Below are 18,442 nucleotides of genomic sequence, written 5' to 3' on the forward strand. Positions count from 1 at the left end.
GGCTCTCATAGACATGACCCTCGCCATAGTAGGTCACCAAGGCCGCTTCGCGGTTCAGTCGATAGAGTGCGCTGAACAGCGCGCCCATGCGGGCGTTCTCCTGATCGCCCTCAGCGAGAAGCGTGGGGCTTCTCAGACGTTCGACGCTGAAGAGAGGGCTCTGGGCGACGTAGTTCTCCGGGGAGGTCGAGAAGGCGCCGAACCGCCCTTGGCCCGTCTCGCCCCATCCGGCCATCTGTCCGACCGGAACGCCCTCGTCCGGGGACACGCGGAAGAAGGGCGGCAGTTCCATCGAGCGCGTCAGCTCCGGATAGCCGCTGGTGGCGATCACTGCCTTGAAGCGGTCCGACTGAGTCGCAGCGCGCAGGCTCGAATAGGCGCCGTAACTGTGGCCTGTCACGGCGACCCGGTCCGGATCGATCAGTCCCCGACGGCCGGCCTCGTCAACGATGGCGAAGATGCGGTCAGCGAGATCGTCCATTCGAGGTCCGGACGCTGGGTGGGGCAGATTGGCGATGAGAACGGCATAGCCTGCCCCGGCGATCACCGATGGATTGTTTTGCGGATTCCTGGACCCGGGCAGGATCGTCGCCGGCGGCGCCGACAGAGCTCTGCCGGGATAGATCTGGACCACGACAGGCGGGCGCTCGCCAACCGGCATGTTTGGAGGAAGCAGGAGCCAGCTCGTCAGGGCCTGACCCTCCGGTCCCAAGTGAGCGACGGGCTCGACGCGACCCCAGTCGATGTCACGCCACGCGGCGTTGACGGTCGTCAGCGTCTGGACCTCACCCAACGTATGAAGGCGTACGGTGGTGACGCCGCGTTCGTCCAGGCCGGTCGTCACGATCCCGGCCGGGAGCACCGCCAGAGGACGCTCACCCTCTGGAATGGGAGAAACACAGACCGGAGGCGACGGCGCCGCGGTGTGGATACAGGCCCCGTCAATAACCTTTCCCTGCCCAAGAAGAACGGGATCGGGGTTCCATTGCGCGGGATTGGCGCCGTCGGACATCTGCCCCAGGTCCACCAGCCGGCCCGAAACAGCCTTGGCCCCGTTGAGGGCGTAGAGCCCGTCGCGGCGCTGAATTACGGTCTGGCCCTCGAAGCGAGCGATCCGTTCACCGGACTCCTTGACCGGGAAGCGGGCCCCGTCATCCCGTCGCCAATGGCGGTTCTGATCGGTTTCGCCGACCTGCATCAGGGGCCGCGCACCGTCCCAGCTTCCCAGAGGGATGGCGACGCCGTCCCAGGTCCTCTGCAGCCAAGGACGGTCCGTGCCCGTGTCGAGCCTTGTGGCCCGTCCGTCGCGACCGATGAGCCAGTAGCGACCGCCCTCATCAAAGTCCGCCGATGCGGATGGGCGGCCGTAGGCGAGCAGGCGCGAGGAATCCGGGGCCCAGGACATCAGATACATGGCGAGGTCCTCGTCCGGCAGCGGATCGGCCACAGCGCCGCTGTCGAGATCAATCACCGCGAGACGCCGACGACGAATGGGATCCCCGACCAAGAGGGGTCGATCCGGGGTGGGCTGGATGTCCTCGGCGTTGCGAAGGGCGGCGAGACGGCGTCCATCCGGCGACAGCGCCAGATCGAACCATTCGCCCTGCGCCAGAACGCGCTGGCTGCCGGTCTGGGCGTTGACGAGGATAAGGCTGGAGGGCAGGGCTTGAGCGCGAGCATCGCGCGTCGCGCCACTGGGGATGTAAACGCCGCTCGAGGCATGACCGGAGGCCGCGTTCCGCCAAAGGCTTTCAATCCTGTCCTGGGTCTGGAACCCGACCCGCATCTGGATCGGGAAATCGTCAAGCGGCCGAGCAATGACGGCGACTTCGGTCTCTGATCTCCAGGCGATGGAGCGCCCGAACTGGCTCTGTTCCGGCGTGATCGAGAGCCACTGAACGGCGCCGCTCGCCAAGGTGAGGATACCCAGTCGGTAGGTGGCCTCGGTGACCTTGACCACCACCATCCGCGCGCCGCTCGGCGAGAAGGGGCCCGCGAGATAACCGACGTCGTGACCCGCCGCTGCAAACCGCCGCGGCGGCGACGTTCTGTCCGCCGCGTGGATCTCCAGTTCGGTCAACAGCGCGTAGGTCATGGTCTGGAAGCGATAGGTCGCAGCCTGGTCGTGGGCGGCCTGTCGCTCCACGACCACCCAGCGGCCATCGGGGCTGGCCCGGACCTGACCGACACCCTCCCGTTTAATCAGATCCTCCACTCCGAACCGATGGGTCTGAGCGGACGCCGGACAGACTCCGGCCAGGCTCGCCGCGAGGGCAAGCATCAACGGAAGCTGTCGCATCACCAGGCCTTGGTCAGCTGCAGCGAGATGAACCGGCCGAGCACGTTCGCGTTGGCCGCGTCGTAGGCGATCCCCTCCGGGGCGTCGTAGAACGGCGGATCGCGGTCAAAGAGATTCTGGACGGTCAGCGACACGGCGGTTCCGTCGAGCAAACCCCCGGCCGGTGCGAAGCGCACCAACACGTCGCCTGTGGACCAGGAGCCGATACGGCGACCGGTGAGGTCCGCATAATCCCCCACGTGGTTGAGCGAGGGCGACACCGTCCAGGGGCCGCGGGACCAGCTCGCTGACGCTCGTCCCCGCAGGCCGACCGGGAAGTTGGGGCGATCAAGCTGGGACACCGTCGGTGAGGTTGGTGTTGGCTGGGCGTCGAAACGCTCCAGCCAGGTCAGGTTAACGTCGAGATCGAAGGCGTTGTCCGCGAGATTGAAGCCGTAGCCGGCTGAGAGATCGAGGCCCTCCACCTGAACTTTGGCGGTGTTCACATAGCGGGCGTCCACGATCGCCCCATAGGAGGTCGCGGGGAACAGGTCGCGCAGGTTTGTGGTCGGCAGATCGAGAATGGCTTGGACGGCTGCGCGATCGGCGGCGTTGTTCACCGGATCAAGGGTGCGAACAAACGGGGCCAGCGAAGGATCTGAAAGGGCGGTGAGAATACTTTCGAGCGCGGGCTGACCGATGCGGTTGTCAAAGTCGGTCCGGAAGACGTTTGCGCCCAGTCTCAAACCAGGCAACCCAGTGGGCTTGATCTCAAAGCCCGCGGTCCATGTGTCCGCTTCCTCGGGCTCGAGGTTGGGATTGCCGCCGTAGAGGATCATCGACAGAATCTGCAGCGATCCACGCGGTAGAATGGATGGACTGGCGCTCGCCGCGTCGTTCAGTTCGCGCAGGGCAGGGGCCCGGAAGGAGCGACCGTAGTTTGCCCGGAGAAGGAGGCCTTCGGTCGGCTCCCACAGGACGCCGGCTTTCGGGCTCGTCGTCTGACCGATGTCACCATAATCTTCGAAGCGCGCTGCCAACGACAGATCCAGCCGGTGAAGGCCGGGAAGGGCGTTGGTCTCGCCGAACAAGGGGACACGCAACTCCGCAAAGGCAGCGCTGACATCGCGTTCGGTTTTCGTGCGAGCCCCGACGGTCGGAGCGGCGCCCGAGGAAAAGTTGGTGACCTGACGTTCGAAGGTTTCTCTTCGGAAGTTCAGCCCGGCTGCGAGCCGAAGCGGCCCTCCGGGCAGCGTCATGACTGTGCCGCCGATCTGCAGATTGGCAGAGAGATTTCCGGTCTGGCTTTGGTTTCGGGTGTAGCCGGCGCTGATGAAGTCCAGGATGGTCGCGCTGTTGGACGCGCCGCTTCCGAAGGGGTTGAAAAAGCCGTCGCGCGCCGTGCTGAAGGAGGTGGCGGGGCTGTCCGCAACCGCGCCGAGGGCTTCACGCAGATTGGTCGACTGCAAGGCGCCGTCGGAACCGGTATGGGCCTCTTCGCTGCTGTACGAGACGTAGGACTCCAGCCGCCAGTCGCCAAAAAGGTCAGCCGTCCCGCCCAGACTCGCGCCAAGGGATTCGACTTCGCCGAAGACTTTGGGAGGCGCGATCTCGCCCTGGAAGGAATAGGCGATCGTGTGCGAGCTGGCTCCGGTCGGTGACGCAAAATACGGGTTGGCTCGGGTGACTGTCAGCAGGGTGCTGATCGCCGTCGAGACCGTTTCATACTCGCGCATACCCCACCGAGCATCGCCACTGATCTCGAAGCGATCGCCGAAAGACTGGCGGGCGGCGGCATAGGCGCTTTGGCGGGTCTGGCGGGGCAGGATGTTGCTCGTCGCCCTGAAGTTCTCGAGATTGGTCTGCCCGACGCGGAAGTCGGCCGGGAGCAGGCCCACCCCATTCTGGCCATCGGGGATGCTGTACCGGGGAATGTAGCTGCCGGTCGCGGGGTCAAGAACGACGATGTTGCCGGGATTGCTGTAGAAGGAGCGTCGGTCGCTTCCGCCGAGCCAGCGGTGGTCCGCATCGCCGGCTCGCCGACGCTCGGATCCGGCCAGGGCCTCACGGTCATAGTATTCGTAGGTCAGCATCGCCGAGCCGCTCGACCATTGCCGTCCCAGAACCTGAGCGACCTGATATTCGCCGCTCGCGCCGTCGGAGGTGTTTCCGACCCTCACCCGGGTCTCGGCGCCATCATAGTCGTCTCTGAGGATGATATTCACGACGCCGCCGACAGCGTCGGCGCCGTAAAGGGCGGAGGCTCCGTCCAACAGGATATCGACGCGCTCGACTGCGGCGGTGGGGATTGTCGAGACATCGACGAAGTCGCCTTTGGCCCCCGTACCCGCGAGCCTGCGTCCATTGATGAGGACGAGCGTGGCGTCACTGCCCAGACCGCGTAGATTCACGCCATTGGCGTATGTCGAGTTCGTGCCGGAGCGATCGCCGCCGTTTCCCAGTGCGCCTTCGTTCGCCGTGCCGCCGAAATTCTGCGGCAAGCTCGCGAGCAGTTGGGCCACGGTTGCGCGGCCATTCCGATCCATCTCGTCCCGGGTCACCGTAACGACTGGCGAGGGGCCGTCGGCGACCCCCCGGATGAGGCTTCCCGTAACGACTACGTCCTCAATCTCGACAGCGTCGTCTGTCGCGTCCGCCCTTGCGTCCGGATCGTAGACAACCAGGGTATTGGGGCTCGTGCGCCGCGCGCGCAGGCCCGTGCCCTGCAGTAGCGCGGTCAGCGCCTGATCGGTCCGCAGAGCACCGCTGACGCCCGGAGACTGACGGCCGGCTACGAGGTCTGTGGAATAGAGGATTTGCTCGCCGCTCTGCGTGGCGAACAGCGGAAGAGCGGTTTGTAACGGGCCTGCCGGGACCCGGAACTGGACGGCAGGGGATTGCGCTTGGGCGACGACAGGCATTGCCGCCGCGACAGCGAGTGCTCCGAATGCAGACGAACAAAGACCGATACGCATAATAATCCCCCGAAATGGATATCCGCACAGACGCGGTTCGGGGAAGAGACGAAGGGGCGTGGCAAAACCCCTCAGCGCGCGCCCGCATTTTTTGCGGGGGCGTCACGAATGACGATCTGACCGGAAGCCGTGCGGTCGGCGACGACCGGATAGAGCTCGGTCAGCGCGGACACGAAGCCCTCCACATCGCCTGTGTTGAAGGCGCCGCTGACAGCGATATCGGCGATGGCGGGCGCATCCAGGACGACCTTGGACGCGGTGTACCGATTGACCTCGGCCACAGCGGCTTCGACGGTGTCGCCGGCGAAGATGAGGCGGCCGGATGTCCAGCTGGTCTCCGACGCCGCATCCACCGACCGGACGGCTGGACGCGGCGAAGCGGTGACAATCTGCTGGCCCGGGGCCAGGGACCACCGCGGCGTGGCTTGCCCCCGGTCTACGACATCGACCTTGCCTTCGACGAGCGTCACCTGCGCGCCGCCGCCCGCGCGGCGGACGTCAAACCGGGTTCCCACGGCGGTGACGTCGGTCGCGCCGGCGCGAACAACGAAGGGGCGGGCAGGATCGCCCTCCACATCGAAGAAGGCCTGGCCGCTCGCCAGCTCTACAGCACGGCGACGGCCGGTGAGCCTGACGGTGATGCGAGACTCGGTGTCCAGGGTAACCTTTGACCCATCGGCCAGGACGACGATCCGCCGTTCGCCCAGCCCGGTTTCATAGGACAGAGGACGGGCAGACCACATTGTCACGCCGACAACCACGGCGGCGACGGCCGCCACGGCGCCGATCGGTAAAAGGCCTTTGGCGAGGCGGCCCTGCAGTTTGCGCGAGGCGTCGGCGCGTGCGCGGGCCCCTGCAGTCAAGGCGGCGATATCGGCGTCGCCCTTGAGGCTCCCGGCCGCCTCCCACATCGTTTCTATCCGGGCATAGGCTTCAGCGTTCGCAGGAGTGCGGCGCCATTGACTGAAAGCAGTGATGTCCGAAGCCGCCACCCGCTTCTGGTTGAGGGTGGCGAACCACGACGCGGCCTCGCGTCGTCTTACGTCCAGGTCATTATCGGCAGTCATCGTTCGTGCCTTAGACGTCCAGTTGGGCCATGCAGTGCTCAACAGCCTTGGCCATCCGCCGTTCAACCGTAGCCAGGCTGATCCCGTGGGCCAGAGCAATCTCCGGATATGTCATACCGTCAAACCGGCTCAAGACGAAGACGTCCCGATACAGCGGCGGCATGGTCAGGAGAACCTGCTTGAGGTGAAGCCGGTCGACAGGCGCGTCGGCCGCTGTGACCCACATAGGAATCGCCCCCTGCATCGCCCGGTCCCGCAGCGCCATCCGGCGTCGCTCGTCGCGAACCAGGTTTAGCGCGACGCGAAGAAGCAGAGCCTTGGGGTGGCGGATATCTTCGAGGAGATAGGGAGCCAGGCGAAGATAGGTTTCCTGCACCACATCGGCGGCTTCATCGGCGCCCACACGTCCGCGCAGCCGTCTTCCCAACCACCCCGAATAGCGTCGGTAGAGCCCATTCAGGCTCGCCGCAGCGCCCGGATCCATCTCCTTCACATCGCTCAAGGCGACCTCCCGCCGGTTTTCAGGAGGCAGGAATCCGAGAGCGCGCCCGCCTCGACCGGGCGCACACAGGGGTGCGCCGCGGTCACCAGCGGACGGACGCCGCGCGTCGAGGCGCGGTCGTAAAGATTGAGCTTCGCACAGGGGATTCCCGGCCCCTGTCGACGCAAGCGCCGACGGCCGACAATGAATCAAAGCGAGTCCCGGTGCAAGGCGGAGGGGTCGGGCGAGGAATCCTCTGCGAAGAGGCCCGCTACTTCAGGGTGAAACGCCGCCTCCGCCGCTGACGGACCCCGGCTCAAGTTGCGCCCGTATCTGACGGCGCCCGACGCCGGACTGTGTAAGCGGTCGCCAAAGCAGGGGCAATCAGTCTCTGGCGCTGGCTTCGATCCTGAGGGGCGGCGGGTCCGACGTCGATTCTCCGCAACTTTCTTGCGGAGAATGCGCAACTCCCCTGTGTTGCTCGTGGCCGCTGGTCCGTTCAGCCTTCACCGGTCAATCGCGAGTGAAATCATGGCTCCGAACCTCCAACCGAATGTCGGCTCTCGAGTATTCGCCTTGAGCCCGCGAGAGCTGGAGTGCCTGTTGTGGGTCAGTCGCGGCAAGAGTTCGGGAGATATCGGCGCCATACTCGGATTGTCGCCGCGCACGGTCGACAGCTACCTTGAGAAGGTGTGCTCGAAGCTGCGCGTGCGCACCCGGATAGAGGCCGTCGCGGTCGGGGTGGGGGCTGGGGTTATCGAACCGGAGTGACATCGTTGGTCACACGCGATACGCGAGTTTTCCGATGAGAATCGGAGCATGATTGCGCGCCTGAACGGTGATCAGGTCGCTTATGCCCGGAGACGTCGTCCAAGCTTTCGCCGGGGAGATCGCATCACGCGATGTGCGTCGCCTCGAATCCTATCTGTCGGAGCAGGTCGCGGCCCAGTTCGACATCGCGGGCGAACTCGTCGGACGTACAGCGCTTCTCGGCTTCTGGCGTCGGCTTTTCCAAAGCTATTCTCTGTTCGAACTTCACATCCTCAAGTCCGTCACCCAGGGCGAGTTGGTCATCGCCGAAAGCCTCTATCTGCTGGCCGCGAACCGTGGCCTCGTCATGAACGTCCGCGTCATCAACGTTTTCGAGGTTGAGAAGGGCGTGATCACTCGGTGGCGCGATCACGCCGATCTGGCCGAGGTGCCTCTGGCGGAGAAGGATCGTTGGCGTCGCCTCAGCGCCGCCCGTTGGTGAGGAGGGGAGGGGGCGGGCCGGGAACTTCTGTGTGAAGCTCGACGTCTTCACCCGTGATCGCCGCCGACGCAGAACGTCCCCTGGCTCAAGATCAAAGGCTATCCGGTCGAGGCCCGCCGGGGACCATCTTAGCCGGAGTAGGAACCAAGCCAAACCCTTGAGTGCGGTGCGCGCGCCAGAGCTTGCGGGCGTGCGCCGACGCCGCTCGAACGCCGCCAGTGATCGGTCCACCCTCTGACCCGCGGAACGCAGGACGAGGCTTGACAGGCCGGGGCGTTCGCGCCCGTTAGGGGGGGGGGCAGTGCGAAGTCAGGATCCGGGATGAACACGTCTGAACTTCGCGACGGCCTCGAAGCCCGACAGGTCTGGATCTATTTCGCCGCCGTGATCGTCGCGACGGCCATTGGGTTCGTGATCCCGGGCACGGCGGTGCTGGAATCGGCGATCAATCCGGCGCTGGCCCTGATGCTGTTCGTCACCTTCCTGCAGGTGCCCGTCGCCGCCCTCGGCCGGGCGCTTCAGGAATTGCGGTTCATGGGCGCCTTGCTGGCCGTGAACTTCATCGCCGTGCCTCTGCTTGTCCTGGGCCTGGTGCAGTTCCTGCCGGCCGATCCCCTGATCCGTCTCGGCGTGCTGATGGTGCTGCTCTGTCCCTGCATCGACTATGTCGTGACCTTCGCTCATCTGGGTCGAGCGGATGCCCGGTTGCTCCTGGCCTCGACACCGGTGCTGCTGATTGCCCAGATGGCGCTCTTGCCCATCTATCTGCGTCTGTTCCTCGGCGCCGAGGCGGCGGCCTATGTGCAGCCAGGTCCGTTCATCCACGCCTTCGTCTGGCTGATCGCCATCCCGTTCGTTCTGGCGGCGCTGGTCCAGACCTGGGCGGCCCGCAGCAAAACGGGCGAGCGAGTCTCGTCTGGTCTCGGCCTGGCGCCGGTGCCGGCCACGGCCTTGGTGCTCTTCATCGTCGTCGCCGCGGTCATGCCGCAACTCGGACAGACCCTCGACCGGACCCTGAGTGTCGTGCCGGTCTATGTCGCCTTCTCCGTGCTGGCGCCGCTCATCGGATGGGCCGTCTCGCGGCTCGCAGGGCTGACGCCGGAAGCCGGCCGCGCCGTCGCCTTCAGCGCCGGGACCCGCAACTCGCTCGTGGTCCTGCCGCTGGCCCTGGTCGTGCCCGGCGCCATCCCCCTGGTCCCGGCCATCATCGTCACCCAGACTCTGATCGAGCTCCTGGCGGAGTTGGTCTACATCCGCGGCATCCCCGGGCTGGGACGTCGGTCAGCCTGATCAGGGGAACGCTAAAGCTTGATTGTTTCCATAGTTCGACTAATTCAGAACTATGGAAACGGAAGCCTCGATTCTCGCTCTCGCCGCCTTGGCGCAGTCCACGCGGCTGGAGGCGTTTCGTCTCCTCGTGCGCCACGAACCCGGCGGTTTGCCGGCCGGTGAGATCTCGAACCATCTGGCCATCCCGGCCAATACACTGTCGTCCCATCTCGGCGTTCTGACCCGCGCGGGGCTGATCAGGTCGGAGCGGCGCAGCCGCTCGATCATTTACCGGGCCGACCTGGACCGGTTCCGCGAGCTGGTCCTGTTCCTGCTTAAGGACTGCTGCGAGGGGAGGGCGGACCTGTGTCAGCCCTTGCTGGCCGAATTCGCACCCTGCCGCCCCTGAGGATCCCATGGACGTCGTCATCTATCACAACCCCGCCTGCGGGACGTCGCGCAACGCGCTTGAGCTGATCTGCCATGTCGGCATGGAGCCGCACGTCGTCGAGTATCTGAAGACCCCGCCGTCGCGGGCCATGATCGCCTGGCTGGCCGAACGCACCAGCGCGCCGCTGCGCGACCTGTTACGCGAAAAGGGCACGCCCTTCGCCGAACTGGGCCTCGGTGATCCAGGCCTCAGGGACGATCAACTGCTCGACGCGATCGAGGCCCATCCGATACTTCTCAACCGCCCGATCGTCGTCAGTCCCCTGGGCGTTCGACTCTGCCGGCCATCGGAGGCCGTGCTCGATCTTTTGCCCGACGACGATCTCAAACCCTTTACCAAGGAGGACGGCGAGGTCGTCATCGACGCCGCCGGCCAGCGGGTGAAGCGATGATCGACACCCCCGTGACGACTACGTCGCCGCGTCGCCTGTCCTTCCTCGACCGCTGGCTGACGCTGTGGATCTTCGTGGCCATGGGTCTCGGCGTGGCTCTGGGGACGCTGGCGCCGGGTCTGCCCGCCTGGATCAATAGCCTCTCGATCGGCACGACCAACATCCCAATCGCCGTCGGTCTCATCCTGATGATGTACCCGCCGCTGGCCAGGGTCCGGTACGAGGCGCTGCCGCGTGTCTTCGCCGACAAGCGGGTGCTGGCCCTGTCGCTGTTCCAGAATTGGGTGCTGGGCCCGGTGCTGATGTTCGCGCTGGCGGTGATCTTTCTGCGCGATCAGCCGGAATACATGACCGGCGTCATCCTGATCGGACTGGCGCGCTGCATCGCCATGGTGCTGGTGTGGAACCAGCTGGCGCGGGGCGATAACCAGTATGACGCCGGTCTCGTCGCCTTCAACTCGATCTTCCAGATCCTGTTCTTCAGCCTCTACGCCTGGATCTTCCTCACCGTCCTGCCGCCCCTGTTCGGCCTGCAGGGCAGTGTGGTGGACGTCAGCGTCTGGACCATCGCCGGGGCGGTCCTGGTCTACCTCGGTCTTCCCTTCCTGGCCGGCTTCCTGACCCGTCGCAGCCTGATCGCCCGCCGGGGCGCCGATTGGTACGAGCGGCGCTTTCTGCCGCGCATCGGACCGATCACCCTGATCGCCCTGCTGTTCACCATCGTGGTCATGTTCAGCCTCAAGGGCGGGGAGGTGGTGGCCCTGCCGCTGGACGCCCTGCGCATCGCCATTCCGCTGACGATCTACTTCCTTGTGATGTTCGTGGTCAGCTTCCTCATGGGCAAGCTGATCGAGACCGACTATCCGCGCACCACCGCCCTGGCCTTCACCGCGGCCTCGAACAATTTCGAACTGGCCATTGCCGTCGCCATCGCGGCCTTCGGCCTGACCTCGCCGGTCGCCTTTGCGGCCGTCATCGGTCCCTTGGTCGAGGTGCCGGTGCTGATCCTGCTGGTGTCGGTCGCGCTGTGGATGGGACGCCGCTGGTTCCCGGATACGGCTCCGCCGGCGGACGCGGCCTGATGGTCGTCCTGCATCTCCTGGACGCGGATGACGTCGGCCTGATCGCGGCCCTGCGCGGCGCGGGTCTGCCCGAGCCTGGCGCTGGTCGATACTTCGCCGCCCACGAACACGGCGGCATCGCCGGCTATGTCGGCCTGGAAGGGGAGGGGCAGGATCTCCTGCTGCGCTCCCTGGTCGTGCTCGCCGACCTGAAGGCCCAAGGGATCGGGAGCCGCATACTGACCGCCGTCGAGGCCATGGCGAGCGATCTGGGTAGCGAACGGCTTCACCTGCTCACCACGACGGCCGAGCTATTCTTCGCCCGGCGTGCTTTCGTCTCCGCCGAACGGGCGTCCGCGCCCCTTGCGATCCGGCAAACCCGCGAGTTCGCGGACGTCTGCCCGGCGTCAGCGGCCTATCTCATCAAGGACCTCTGATGACTTTCGCCCGCCTGCGGCCGCTGCCGGATCCGGATCACCTGCCGGCTCTGGATGCAGCCTATCTGTCCGCCGACCCCGCCCGGGGGCTAGGTCCGACCGATCCCGCGCCGCGGATCCTTCTCTTGTATGGATCGCTGCGCGAGCGGTCGTATTCGCGGCTCTGTGTCGAGGAGGCGGCCCGTCTGCTGCAGCGAATGGGATGCGAGACCCGCATCTTCGACCCCTCCGACCTGCCCCTGCCGGGCGCGCCCGGCGACGACGACCACCCGGCGGTGCGCGAGCTGCGCGAGCACGCTTTCTGGTCGGAGGGCATGGTCTGGTGCAGTCCGGAACGGCATGGCCAGGTCTCCGGCCTGATGAAGCTGCAGATCGACCATCTGCCGCTCAGCCTGGGCGGCCTGCGCCCGACCCAGGGCCGCACCCTGGCGGTGATGCAGGTGTCGGGCGGGTCGCAGAGCTTCAACGCCGTCAACACCCTGCGCCTGCTGGGCCGCTGGATGCGGATGATCACCATCCCCAACCAGTCCAGCGTGGCCAAGGCCTTCCAGGAGTTCGACGAGGCCGGCCGGATGAAGCCCTCGGCCTACTATGAGCGGATCGTCGATGTGATGGAGGAATTGGTGCGCTTCACCATCCTCACCCGGCCGCACGCGGCCCAGCTGGTGGACCGCTATTCCGAGCGCAAGGCGGCCGGGATTCCCCTCGACGCCGCCTCCGATCTGTCGGGGATCGTCATCGCGCGCCAGGCGTGACCTCCCCTCGACCACGCGAACACGCCTCGCATTCCTCCCGCCTTAATACGGACCTTGACGCCATGGCCGCGGCGGCCGCCGAGCATCGCGATGGCCGTAACTCGCCAGAAGTGGCGAAAGGCTATTCTCCGGGTGACGTTCTCATCCTGACGAACCTCCAGGCCCTTGCCGCGCTTAGCAAGGGGGACCAGGCGCGGGCCGTCCGGCCGAGAACAGTAATGCCCGAAGCGGAATAGGAGCAGGACGTGCCTCGCAACGCAGCCGATTTCCTGTCGATTTACCAGCAAGGCTTCGTGAGGGTCGCTGCGTGCCGTCCCGTTTGCAGGATCGCGGATCCGGCGTTCAATCTGGAGCAGACCCTGAGGCTCGCCCGTGAGGGGAACGAGGCCGGGACCGCGTTGATGGTTTTCCCGGAGCTCGGCCTGTCGGGCTATTCCATCGACGACCTGTTTCTGCAGCGGGCGTTGCTGGACGAGGTCGAGCGGCAACTCGTGAACCTCGTGGCCGAAAGCCGCGATCTCCACCCGGTCATACTGGTCGGCGCGCCCCTCCGTCGTGAGGGACGGCTGTACAATTGTGCGGTGGCTATCCACCGGGGGCGGATCCTTGGCGTGGTGCCAAAGGGCCATCTGCCCAACTACCGCGAGTTCTATGAAAAGCGATGGTTCGCCTCCGGGCGGGATGTGGAAGGCGAGATTACGATCGGGGGCGAGACCGTTCCATTCGGAATGGATCTGCTGTTCCAGGCCGACGACGTCGATGGCCTGATCTTTCATGTCGAAATTTGCGAGGATGTGTGGGCGCCCGCGCCGCCCAGCGACTTCGCCGCGCTCGCCGGCGCGCTGATTCTGACGAACCTGTCCGCAAGCAACATCGTGGTGGGAAAGGCGGACACGCGGCGAAGACTTTGCGAGCTGCAGTCCGGCCGCTGTTGGGCGGCCTACATCTACTCCGCGGCCGGGTATGGAGAATCGACGACCGACCTGGCCTGGGACGGACAGGCCTGTATCTACGAGCTGGGGGCGCAGCTCGCGGAGACCGAGCGCTTCAGCCTGGGGTCCCAGATGGCCGTCGCGGACATAGACGTGGAACGGCTGCAGCTGGAACGTATGCGTACCGGCACCTTTAACGAGGCCGCGATCGCCAACGGGATGCCCGACCGGCGCTTTCGCCGGGTGACCTTCCATCTTGATCCGCCAGTTCACAACCTCGGCCTGCGACGACGCATCGACCGTTTTCCCTTTGTGCCCAACGATCCCTCCCGCCTCGACCAGGACTGCTACGAGGCGTTCAACATACAGTTGAGCGGGCTGGCCAAGAGGCTTGAGGCGACCGGAACAGCCAAGATCTGCATCGGCGTGTCCGGAGGGCTGGATTCCGCGCACGCCTTGATCGTCGCGGCCAAGGTCTTCGATCTGCTTGGACGTCCGCGCACGGACATTCTCGGGATCACAATGCCCGGCTTCGGCACGAGCGCGAGGACCAAGTCTAACGCCTACGCCTTGATGAACGGGCTCGGCGTGACCGTCGAGGAAATCGACATCAAGCCGCTCGCCCAGCAGATGCTGCAGGACCTGCGCCATCCGTTCGCGAGGGGCGAACCTGTGTACGACACGACGTTCGAGAATGTGCAGGCCGGGCTCCGGACAGATCTCCTGTTCAGGGCCGCCAATCAGCGAAACGGCATGGTGCTCGGCACCGGCAACATGTCCGAGCTTGCGCTTGGCTGGTGCACATACGGCGTTGGCGACCAGATGAGCCACTACAACGTCAACGGCTCGCTCCCGAAAACCCTCATTCAACACCTCGTCCGTTGGACAGCGGCGAACCGCCTGTTCGACCCCGCGGTGTCCGACGTCCTGCTCGACATCCTGGCGACAACGATTTCACCGGAGCTCATCCCGCAGACGGCCGAGGGCGAGTCGCAGAGCACCGAAGGCAAGATCGGCCCCTACGAGCTCCACGACTTCTGGATCTACTATCTCACCCGGTTCGGGCTGCGGCCCTCCAAGATCGCCTTCCTGGCCTTGCACGCCTGGCAGGACGCCGCCGCCGGGAATTGGCCGCCGGGCTTTCCGGACGAGCAAAAGCGGGCCTACCCCATCGGGTCTATTCGCAGCTGGCTGGAGGTGTTCCTGCAGCGCTTTTTCGCCAATCAGTTCAAGCGCTCGGCCCTGCCGAACGGACCCAAGGTCACGACAGGCGGTTCTCTGTCGCCGCGGGGCGACTGGCGCATGCCCTCGGACGCTCATGGCCAGGTCTGGATCGACGAGCTGCATCGCAACGTGCCGGAGGTTCTTGATCCCGCAAGCGACGACATTCCAACGAAAGAGCCCGATGTGCTGCCCGCCGGAGGCAAACCCATCGTCCGATAAGGCCGTCGCCCGGCTGCGAACTCCGGGGTCGGAGGGGCGGTTCAGGAACCGGAAGCCGGCGCCTGCCCATCCGGCGCCCGGCGGGGCGGAAGATTAGGTGAAGGGCTGGCGACCCTAGCCGATGTCCGCCGGCCGCGCGCCCTTCGGCGCCGCATGCCGGGAGAAGCCGACCACGAGGATGGCGATCGTCAGCAGCTGAACGGCGACGCCTTCGACCGTCGGGTAGAGGCCGAGGATTTCGATCCGGGGGATCCAGGCCAGCGGGTGGACATCGAGCCAGCCTGCCTCCTGCAACGCCGCCACCCCCTTCCCGACGAGGACGACCGACAGGATGGCCATGAGGATCGAGCTCAGGGAGAAGAACCGGCCGATCGGCAGGCGCTTGCTGTAGGCCAGCAGGGCCCAGGCCACTATGGCCAGGATGACCACCGCCGTCAGGGCGCCGGCCAGCATGCCGAGGTGGCCGCCTTGGCTCCAGATCGCCGCATAGAAGAGGATGGTCTCGAACACCTCCCGGTAGACCACGACGAAAGACAGCAGGAACAGGAACCAGGCCGACCGTTTCGACAGCGCGTGGGAGAGCTTGTCGCGGATATAGGTCTGCCAGGCGTCGGCGTGCGACTTGCCGTGCATCCAGATGCCCACCGAGACGAGCACGACGGCGGCCAGAAGCGAACCGAACCCTTCGGTCAGTTCCCGGCTGGCACCGCTGATGGAGATGAAGAAGGTCGCGGCCGCCCAGGTGGCCCCGCCGGCGACCAGCGCGGCGACCCAGCCGCCGTGGACGTAGCGCAGCACCTCGGGCCGTTCGGCCTTCCTGAGGAAGGCGATCATCGCCACCACGATGAGAAGGGCCTCTAGGCCTTCGCGCAGGAGGATGGTGAAGGCGCCGAGGAAGCTGGCGACATTGTCCGCCTCCTGGGGCGCGAGGGCCCGCTCGGCCGTGTCCAGCAGGGCGTTCGCACGCGCGACCCGACCGGCGACCTCCTCGGCGGGCGCACCCCGGCTGATCGAGACGCGCAGCTCGGTCATGGCGGTCTCGACCCGGCGCAGCAGGGCGCCGTCCCGGGCGCCGAGGGCCGGCTCGATCGGCTCGACGCCGTCGAGGTAGGCGGACAGCGCCGCGTCGGTGGCGGCCTTGCGATCGCCCCGTCGATAGGCGGCCTCGCTCTCCGCCAGGCGCGTCCGCGCCAGGGTCAGCGTCGATCCGGCCGGGCGCGCCGCCGCCTCGGGATGACGTCGCAGATAGGCGGTCAGGGCTCGCGCCCGGGGTTCGCCGAGGCGGGTGGCCAGCTCGGCCGGCGTGGTCTGGGTGAGGGCGGCCAGGTCGGGGAAGGCCGCGCGGACCGCCGGATCGCCGTCCCACAGGCGCTTGCCCTCGGCGGCTTCGGCGTCGGTGAAGGCGAAGCGGCCGACATAGAAGGCCAGCGCCCAGCGGTCCTCGGCCGGCAGGTGCGAGAAGCTGGCCATCGCCGTGCCCTCCAGCCCCTGGTCGATCACCTGGTAGAGCCCGAAGACGCTGCGCTGGCGCGCGCGCTCCACGTCGGCGAAGGCGATCGCCGGCGGATCGAGCCCTTCGGCGCCGGGGCCGTCGGCGCGCCCGGTCACGCCGTGGCAGACCGCGCACTGCTCGGCGTAGAGGGCGGCGCCGCGGGCCAGGTCGGGCGGGAACGAAGGCGCAAGCGGGCTCGGATAGGCCGCCAGCACCGCGCCGGCCAGGGCCTTGGCCCGGGCGCCGACGACGGCCGGATCCGCCTTGTCCCGGATGGCCGCCTGCAGGCCCTCGGCGTCGCGCATCAGGGCGGCCTTGGCCGGGTTGGCCGGCAGGGCGTCCAGACGCGTCCGGATCTGGGTGCTGAACTCGATCATCTCGCCGTATTCGGCCGGGTTGACGACCTCGCCGTCGGCCACTGCGCCGGCGTAGTCGACCGCCACATAATCCAGCAGCCGCCAGGCGACCTGGGCCTCCGAGGCGGACGGCGCCTGGGCGAGGGCCGGGGCGGCCAGCCCTAGGGCGAACAGCAGGGTGAGCAGACGGAGCAGAGGACGCATGGGAGACCTAGTTGTGAGCGGCTCGCAATAGCATTCAAGCGACGCCGCTGTCGCGTCTAAACCGCGGACGCGCCCGGGCCCGCAGAGGCGGCCGCGATCGCGGCTTCCGGCGGGTCAGACCTCGTAACGCGCGGCCGTCAGAGGTGGATCGTGCGCTCGGCTACCGCCAGGCAGGCTTCGCGCAGGGCTTCCGGCAGGGTCGGATGGGCGTGGCTTGTCCGCGCCAGATCCTCGGCTGCCGCGCCGAACTGCATGGCGGCGACCGCTTCATGGATCAACCCGCCGGCTTCGGGGCCCAGGATGTGCACGCCGAGGATCTTGTCCGTCGCGGCGTCGGCCAGAACCTTGACCAGACCGTTCTTCTCCAGACGCGCCTTGGCCATGGCGTTGGCGGAGAAGGGGAAGCGCCCCACACGGTAGGCCACGCCGGCCGCCTTGAGGTCGTCCTCCGTGCGGCCGACCGAAGCCAGTTCCGGCCAGGTATAGACGACCGCCGGAATCGTTCCGTAGTCCACATGGCCCGCGCCCCCCGCCAGGCGTTCGGCCAGGGCGATCCCTTCCTCCTCCGCCTTGTGGGCCAGCATGGCGCCGCCGATGACGTCGCCGATGGCGTAGACCCCGTCGGCGCTGGTCCGGAACCCTTCGTCCACCGGAATAAAGCCCCTGCGGTCGGGCGCAATGCCGACCGTTTCCAGATCGAGCCCGGCGGTGGCGGGCCGTCGGCCGATGGAGACCAGCACGACATCGGCCTTGATGGTTCCTCGCGCGCCATCGCCCATGGGCTCGACGTCGAGGACGACGTCGTCGCCCTCCATCCGCGATCCGACCACCTTGTGCCCAAGGCAGAACTGGAAGCCCTGGGCCTCGAGCACCTTGTGCAGCGTCGCCGACATCTCCGAGTCGACGCCGGAGGCGATCCGGTCGAGCACTTCGATGACCGTGACCTCGCTGCCGAGCCGACGCCAGACCGACCCCAGCTCCAGTCCGACGTAGCCGCCGCCGATCACCGCTAGATGGCGCGGCGCCGCCGTCAGGCTCAGGGCGCCGGCGGAGGTGACGATCCGCCGCTCGTCGATGGGCAGGTCGGGCAAGGTCGCCGCTTCCGATCCGCTGGCGATGACCACCGCCTTGCGGGCCTGCACCTCGAAAGCGCCGTCCGCGGCGCGCACCTCCACCCGGTCGCGCGCCAGCAGCCGGCCGCGGCCCTGGAAGCGGGCGACCTTGTGCTTGCGCAGGAGGTAGGCGACCCCTTCGCCAAGCTCGGTCACCACCTTGCCCTTGTGCCGCATGACACCGTCAAGATCGGCCCGCACATTGTCGACCATGACGCCGAACGCTTCGAGATTGCGCGCCATCTCCAGCCGCTCGGTGGCCTGGAGCAGCGCCTTGGACGGAATGCAGCCGATGTTCAGGCAGGTCCCCCCGAGCAGTTCGCGGTCGTCGATGACCGCCACCGACAGGCCGAGTTGGCTCGCCCGGATAGCACACGGGTATCCGCCCGGCCCGCCGCCGATGATCACCAGGTCGTAGGAGGTCGTCGAACGGCTCATGGCGTCAGCCTTTGCTGCGAGTGGATGGGAGAGAAGGGCCCCGGCCAG

General features: G+C 66.7%; 14 protein-coding genes and 1 pseudogene. 9 read left to right on the forward strand and 6 right to left on the reverse strand.

Going from position 1 to position 18,442, the window contains the following annotated elements; genetic code table 11:
* Position 1 precedes the first annotated feature (1 nt).
* The 4 genes and pseudogenes from AAC067_RS00270 to AAC067_RS00285 form a co-directional block, all read right to left on the reverse strand.
* Positions 2-2,299 (reverse strand): annotated as a pseudogene (locus tag AAC067_RS00270) (prolyl oligopeptidase family serine peptidase); the annotation flags it as partial.
* Positions 2,299-5,253 carry a TonB-dependent receptor gene (locus AAC067_RS00275; protein WP_339928379.1) on the reverse strand — a complete coding sequence of 985 codons (2,955 nt, stop codon included), beginning with the start codon at positions 5,251-5,253 and terminating at the stop codon, positions 2,299-2,301. The pseudogene AAC067_RS00270 and the gene AAC067_RS00275, both read right to left, overlap by 1 nt.
* Before the next feature lie 71 nt (positions 5,254-5,324).
* Positions 5,325-6,320, reverse strand: coding sequence for a FecR domain-containing protein (locus tag AAC067_RS00280; RefSeq protein ID WP_339928381.1), 996 nt, complete (start codon positions 6,318-6,320; stop codon positions 5,325-5,327).
* Between the two features lie 10 nt (positions 6,321-6,330).
* Positions 6,331-6,813 (reverse strand): RNA polymerase sigma factor, encoded by a 483-nt coding sequence (locus AAC067_RS00285; RefSeq protein WP_244093384.1) that lies wholly within the window; start codon positions 6,811-6,813, stop codon positions 6,331-6,333.
* A 447-nt stretch (positions 6,814-7,260) separates the two neighbouring features.
* Here AAC067_RS00285 and AAC067_RS00290 point away from each other — a divergent pair, with 447 nt between their 5' ends.
* The 9 genes from AAC067_RS00290 to AAC067_RS00330 all read left to right on the forward strand — a co-directional run bounded on the left by AAC067_RS00290 (position 7,261) and on the right by AAC067_RS00330 (position 14,792).
* Complete coding sequence (locus AAC067_RS00290; RefSeq protein ID WP_292036969.1) at positions 7,261-7,572, forward strand: helix-turn-helix transcriptional regulator; 312 nt, start codon at positions 7,261-7,263, stop codon at positions 7,570-7,572.
* 82 nt (positions 7,573-7,654) lie between these two features.
* On the forward strand, positions 7,655-8,053 hold the full coding sequence (locus tag AAC067_RS00295) for a limonene-1,2-epoxide hydrolase family protein (protein WP_292036970.1): 399 nt from the start codon (positions 7,655-7,657) through the stop codon (positions 8,051-8,053).
* A gap of 321 nt (positions 8,054-8,374) precedes the next feature.
* A complete protein-coding gene (locus tag AAC067_RS00300) occupies positions 8,375-9,343 on the forward strand; it encodes an arsenic resistance protein (RefSeq protein WP_292036971.1) in 969 nt (322 codons plus the stop codon).
* 52 nt (positions 9,344-9,395) lie between these two features.
* On the forward strand, positions 9,396-9,731 hold the full coding sequence (locus tag AAC067_RS00305; RefSeq protein ID WP_339928387.1) for a metalloregulator ArsR/SmtB family transcription factor: 336 nt from the start codon (positions 9,396-9,398) through the stop codon (positions 9,729-9,731).
* A gap of 7 nt (positions 9,732-9,738) precedes the next feature.
* Positions 9,739-10,164, forward strand: a complete 426-nt coding sequence (gene arsC / locus AAC067_RS00310) for an arsenate reductase (glutaredoxin) (RefSeq protein WP_313633055.1) — start codon at positions 9,739-9,741, stop codon at positions 10,162-10,164.
* Positions 10,161-11,246 (forward strand): ACR3 family arsenite efflux transporter, encoded by a 1,086-nt coding sequence (arsB, locus tag AAC067_RS00315; protein WP_339928394.1) that lies wholly within the window; start codon positions 10,161-10,163, stop codon positions 11,244-11,246. Before arsC ends, arsB begins: the two co-directional genes overlap by 4 nt.
* Positions 11,246-11,662, forward strand: coding sequence for a GNAT family N-acetyltransferase (locus tag AAC067_RS00320; RefSeq protein ID WP_134581262.1), 417 nt, complete (start codon positions 11,246-11,248; stop codon positions 11,660-11,662). Before arsB ends, AAC067_RS00320 begins: the two co-directional genes overlap by 1 nt.
* Positions 11,662-12,417, forward strand: a complete 756-nt coding sequence (arsH, locus tag AAC067_RS00325) for an arsenical resistance protein ArsH (protein ID WP_134581261.1) — start codon at positions 11,662-11,664, stop codon at positions 12,415-12,417. Before AAC067_RS00320 ends, arsH begins: the two co-directional genes overlap by 1 nt.
* A 245-nt stretch (positions 12,418-12,662) precedes the next feature.
* Positions 12,663-14,792: an NAD(+) synthase gene (locus tag AAC067_RS00330; RefSeq protein WP_339928398.1), complete on the forward strand. Its 2,130-nt coding sequence runs from the start codon at positions 12,663-12,665 to the stop codon at positions 14,790-14,792.
* Between the two features lie 114 nt (positions 14,793-14,906).
* Here the strand turns inward: AAC067_RS00330 and AAC067_RS00335 are convergent, their stop codons facing one another.
* Both AAC067_RS00335 and lpdA read right to left on the reverse strand, forming a co-directional pair.
* Complete coding sequence (locus AAC067_RS00335; RefSeq protein WP_339928400.1) at positions 14,907-16,844, reverse strand: cytochrome c/FTR1 family iron permease; 1,938 nt, start codon at positions 16,842-16,844, stop codon at positions 14,907-14,909.
* A 137-nt stretch (positions 16,845-16,981) separates the two neighbouring features.
* Positions 16,982-18,394, reverse strand: a complete 1,413-nt coding sequence (gene lpdA / locus AAC067_RS00340; protein ID WP_165117322.1) for a dihydrolipoyl dehydrogenase — start codon at positions 18,392-18,394, stop codon at positions 16,982-16,984.
* Positions 18,395-18,442 lie beyond the last annotated feature (48 nt).

The sequence above is a fragment of the uncultured Brevundimonas sp. genome (assembly GCF_963977465.1).
GTDB lineage: Bacteria > Pseudomonadota > Alphaproteobacteria > Caulobacterales > Caulobacteraceae > Brevundimonas.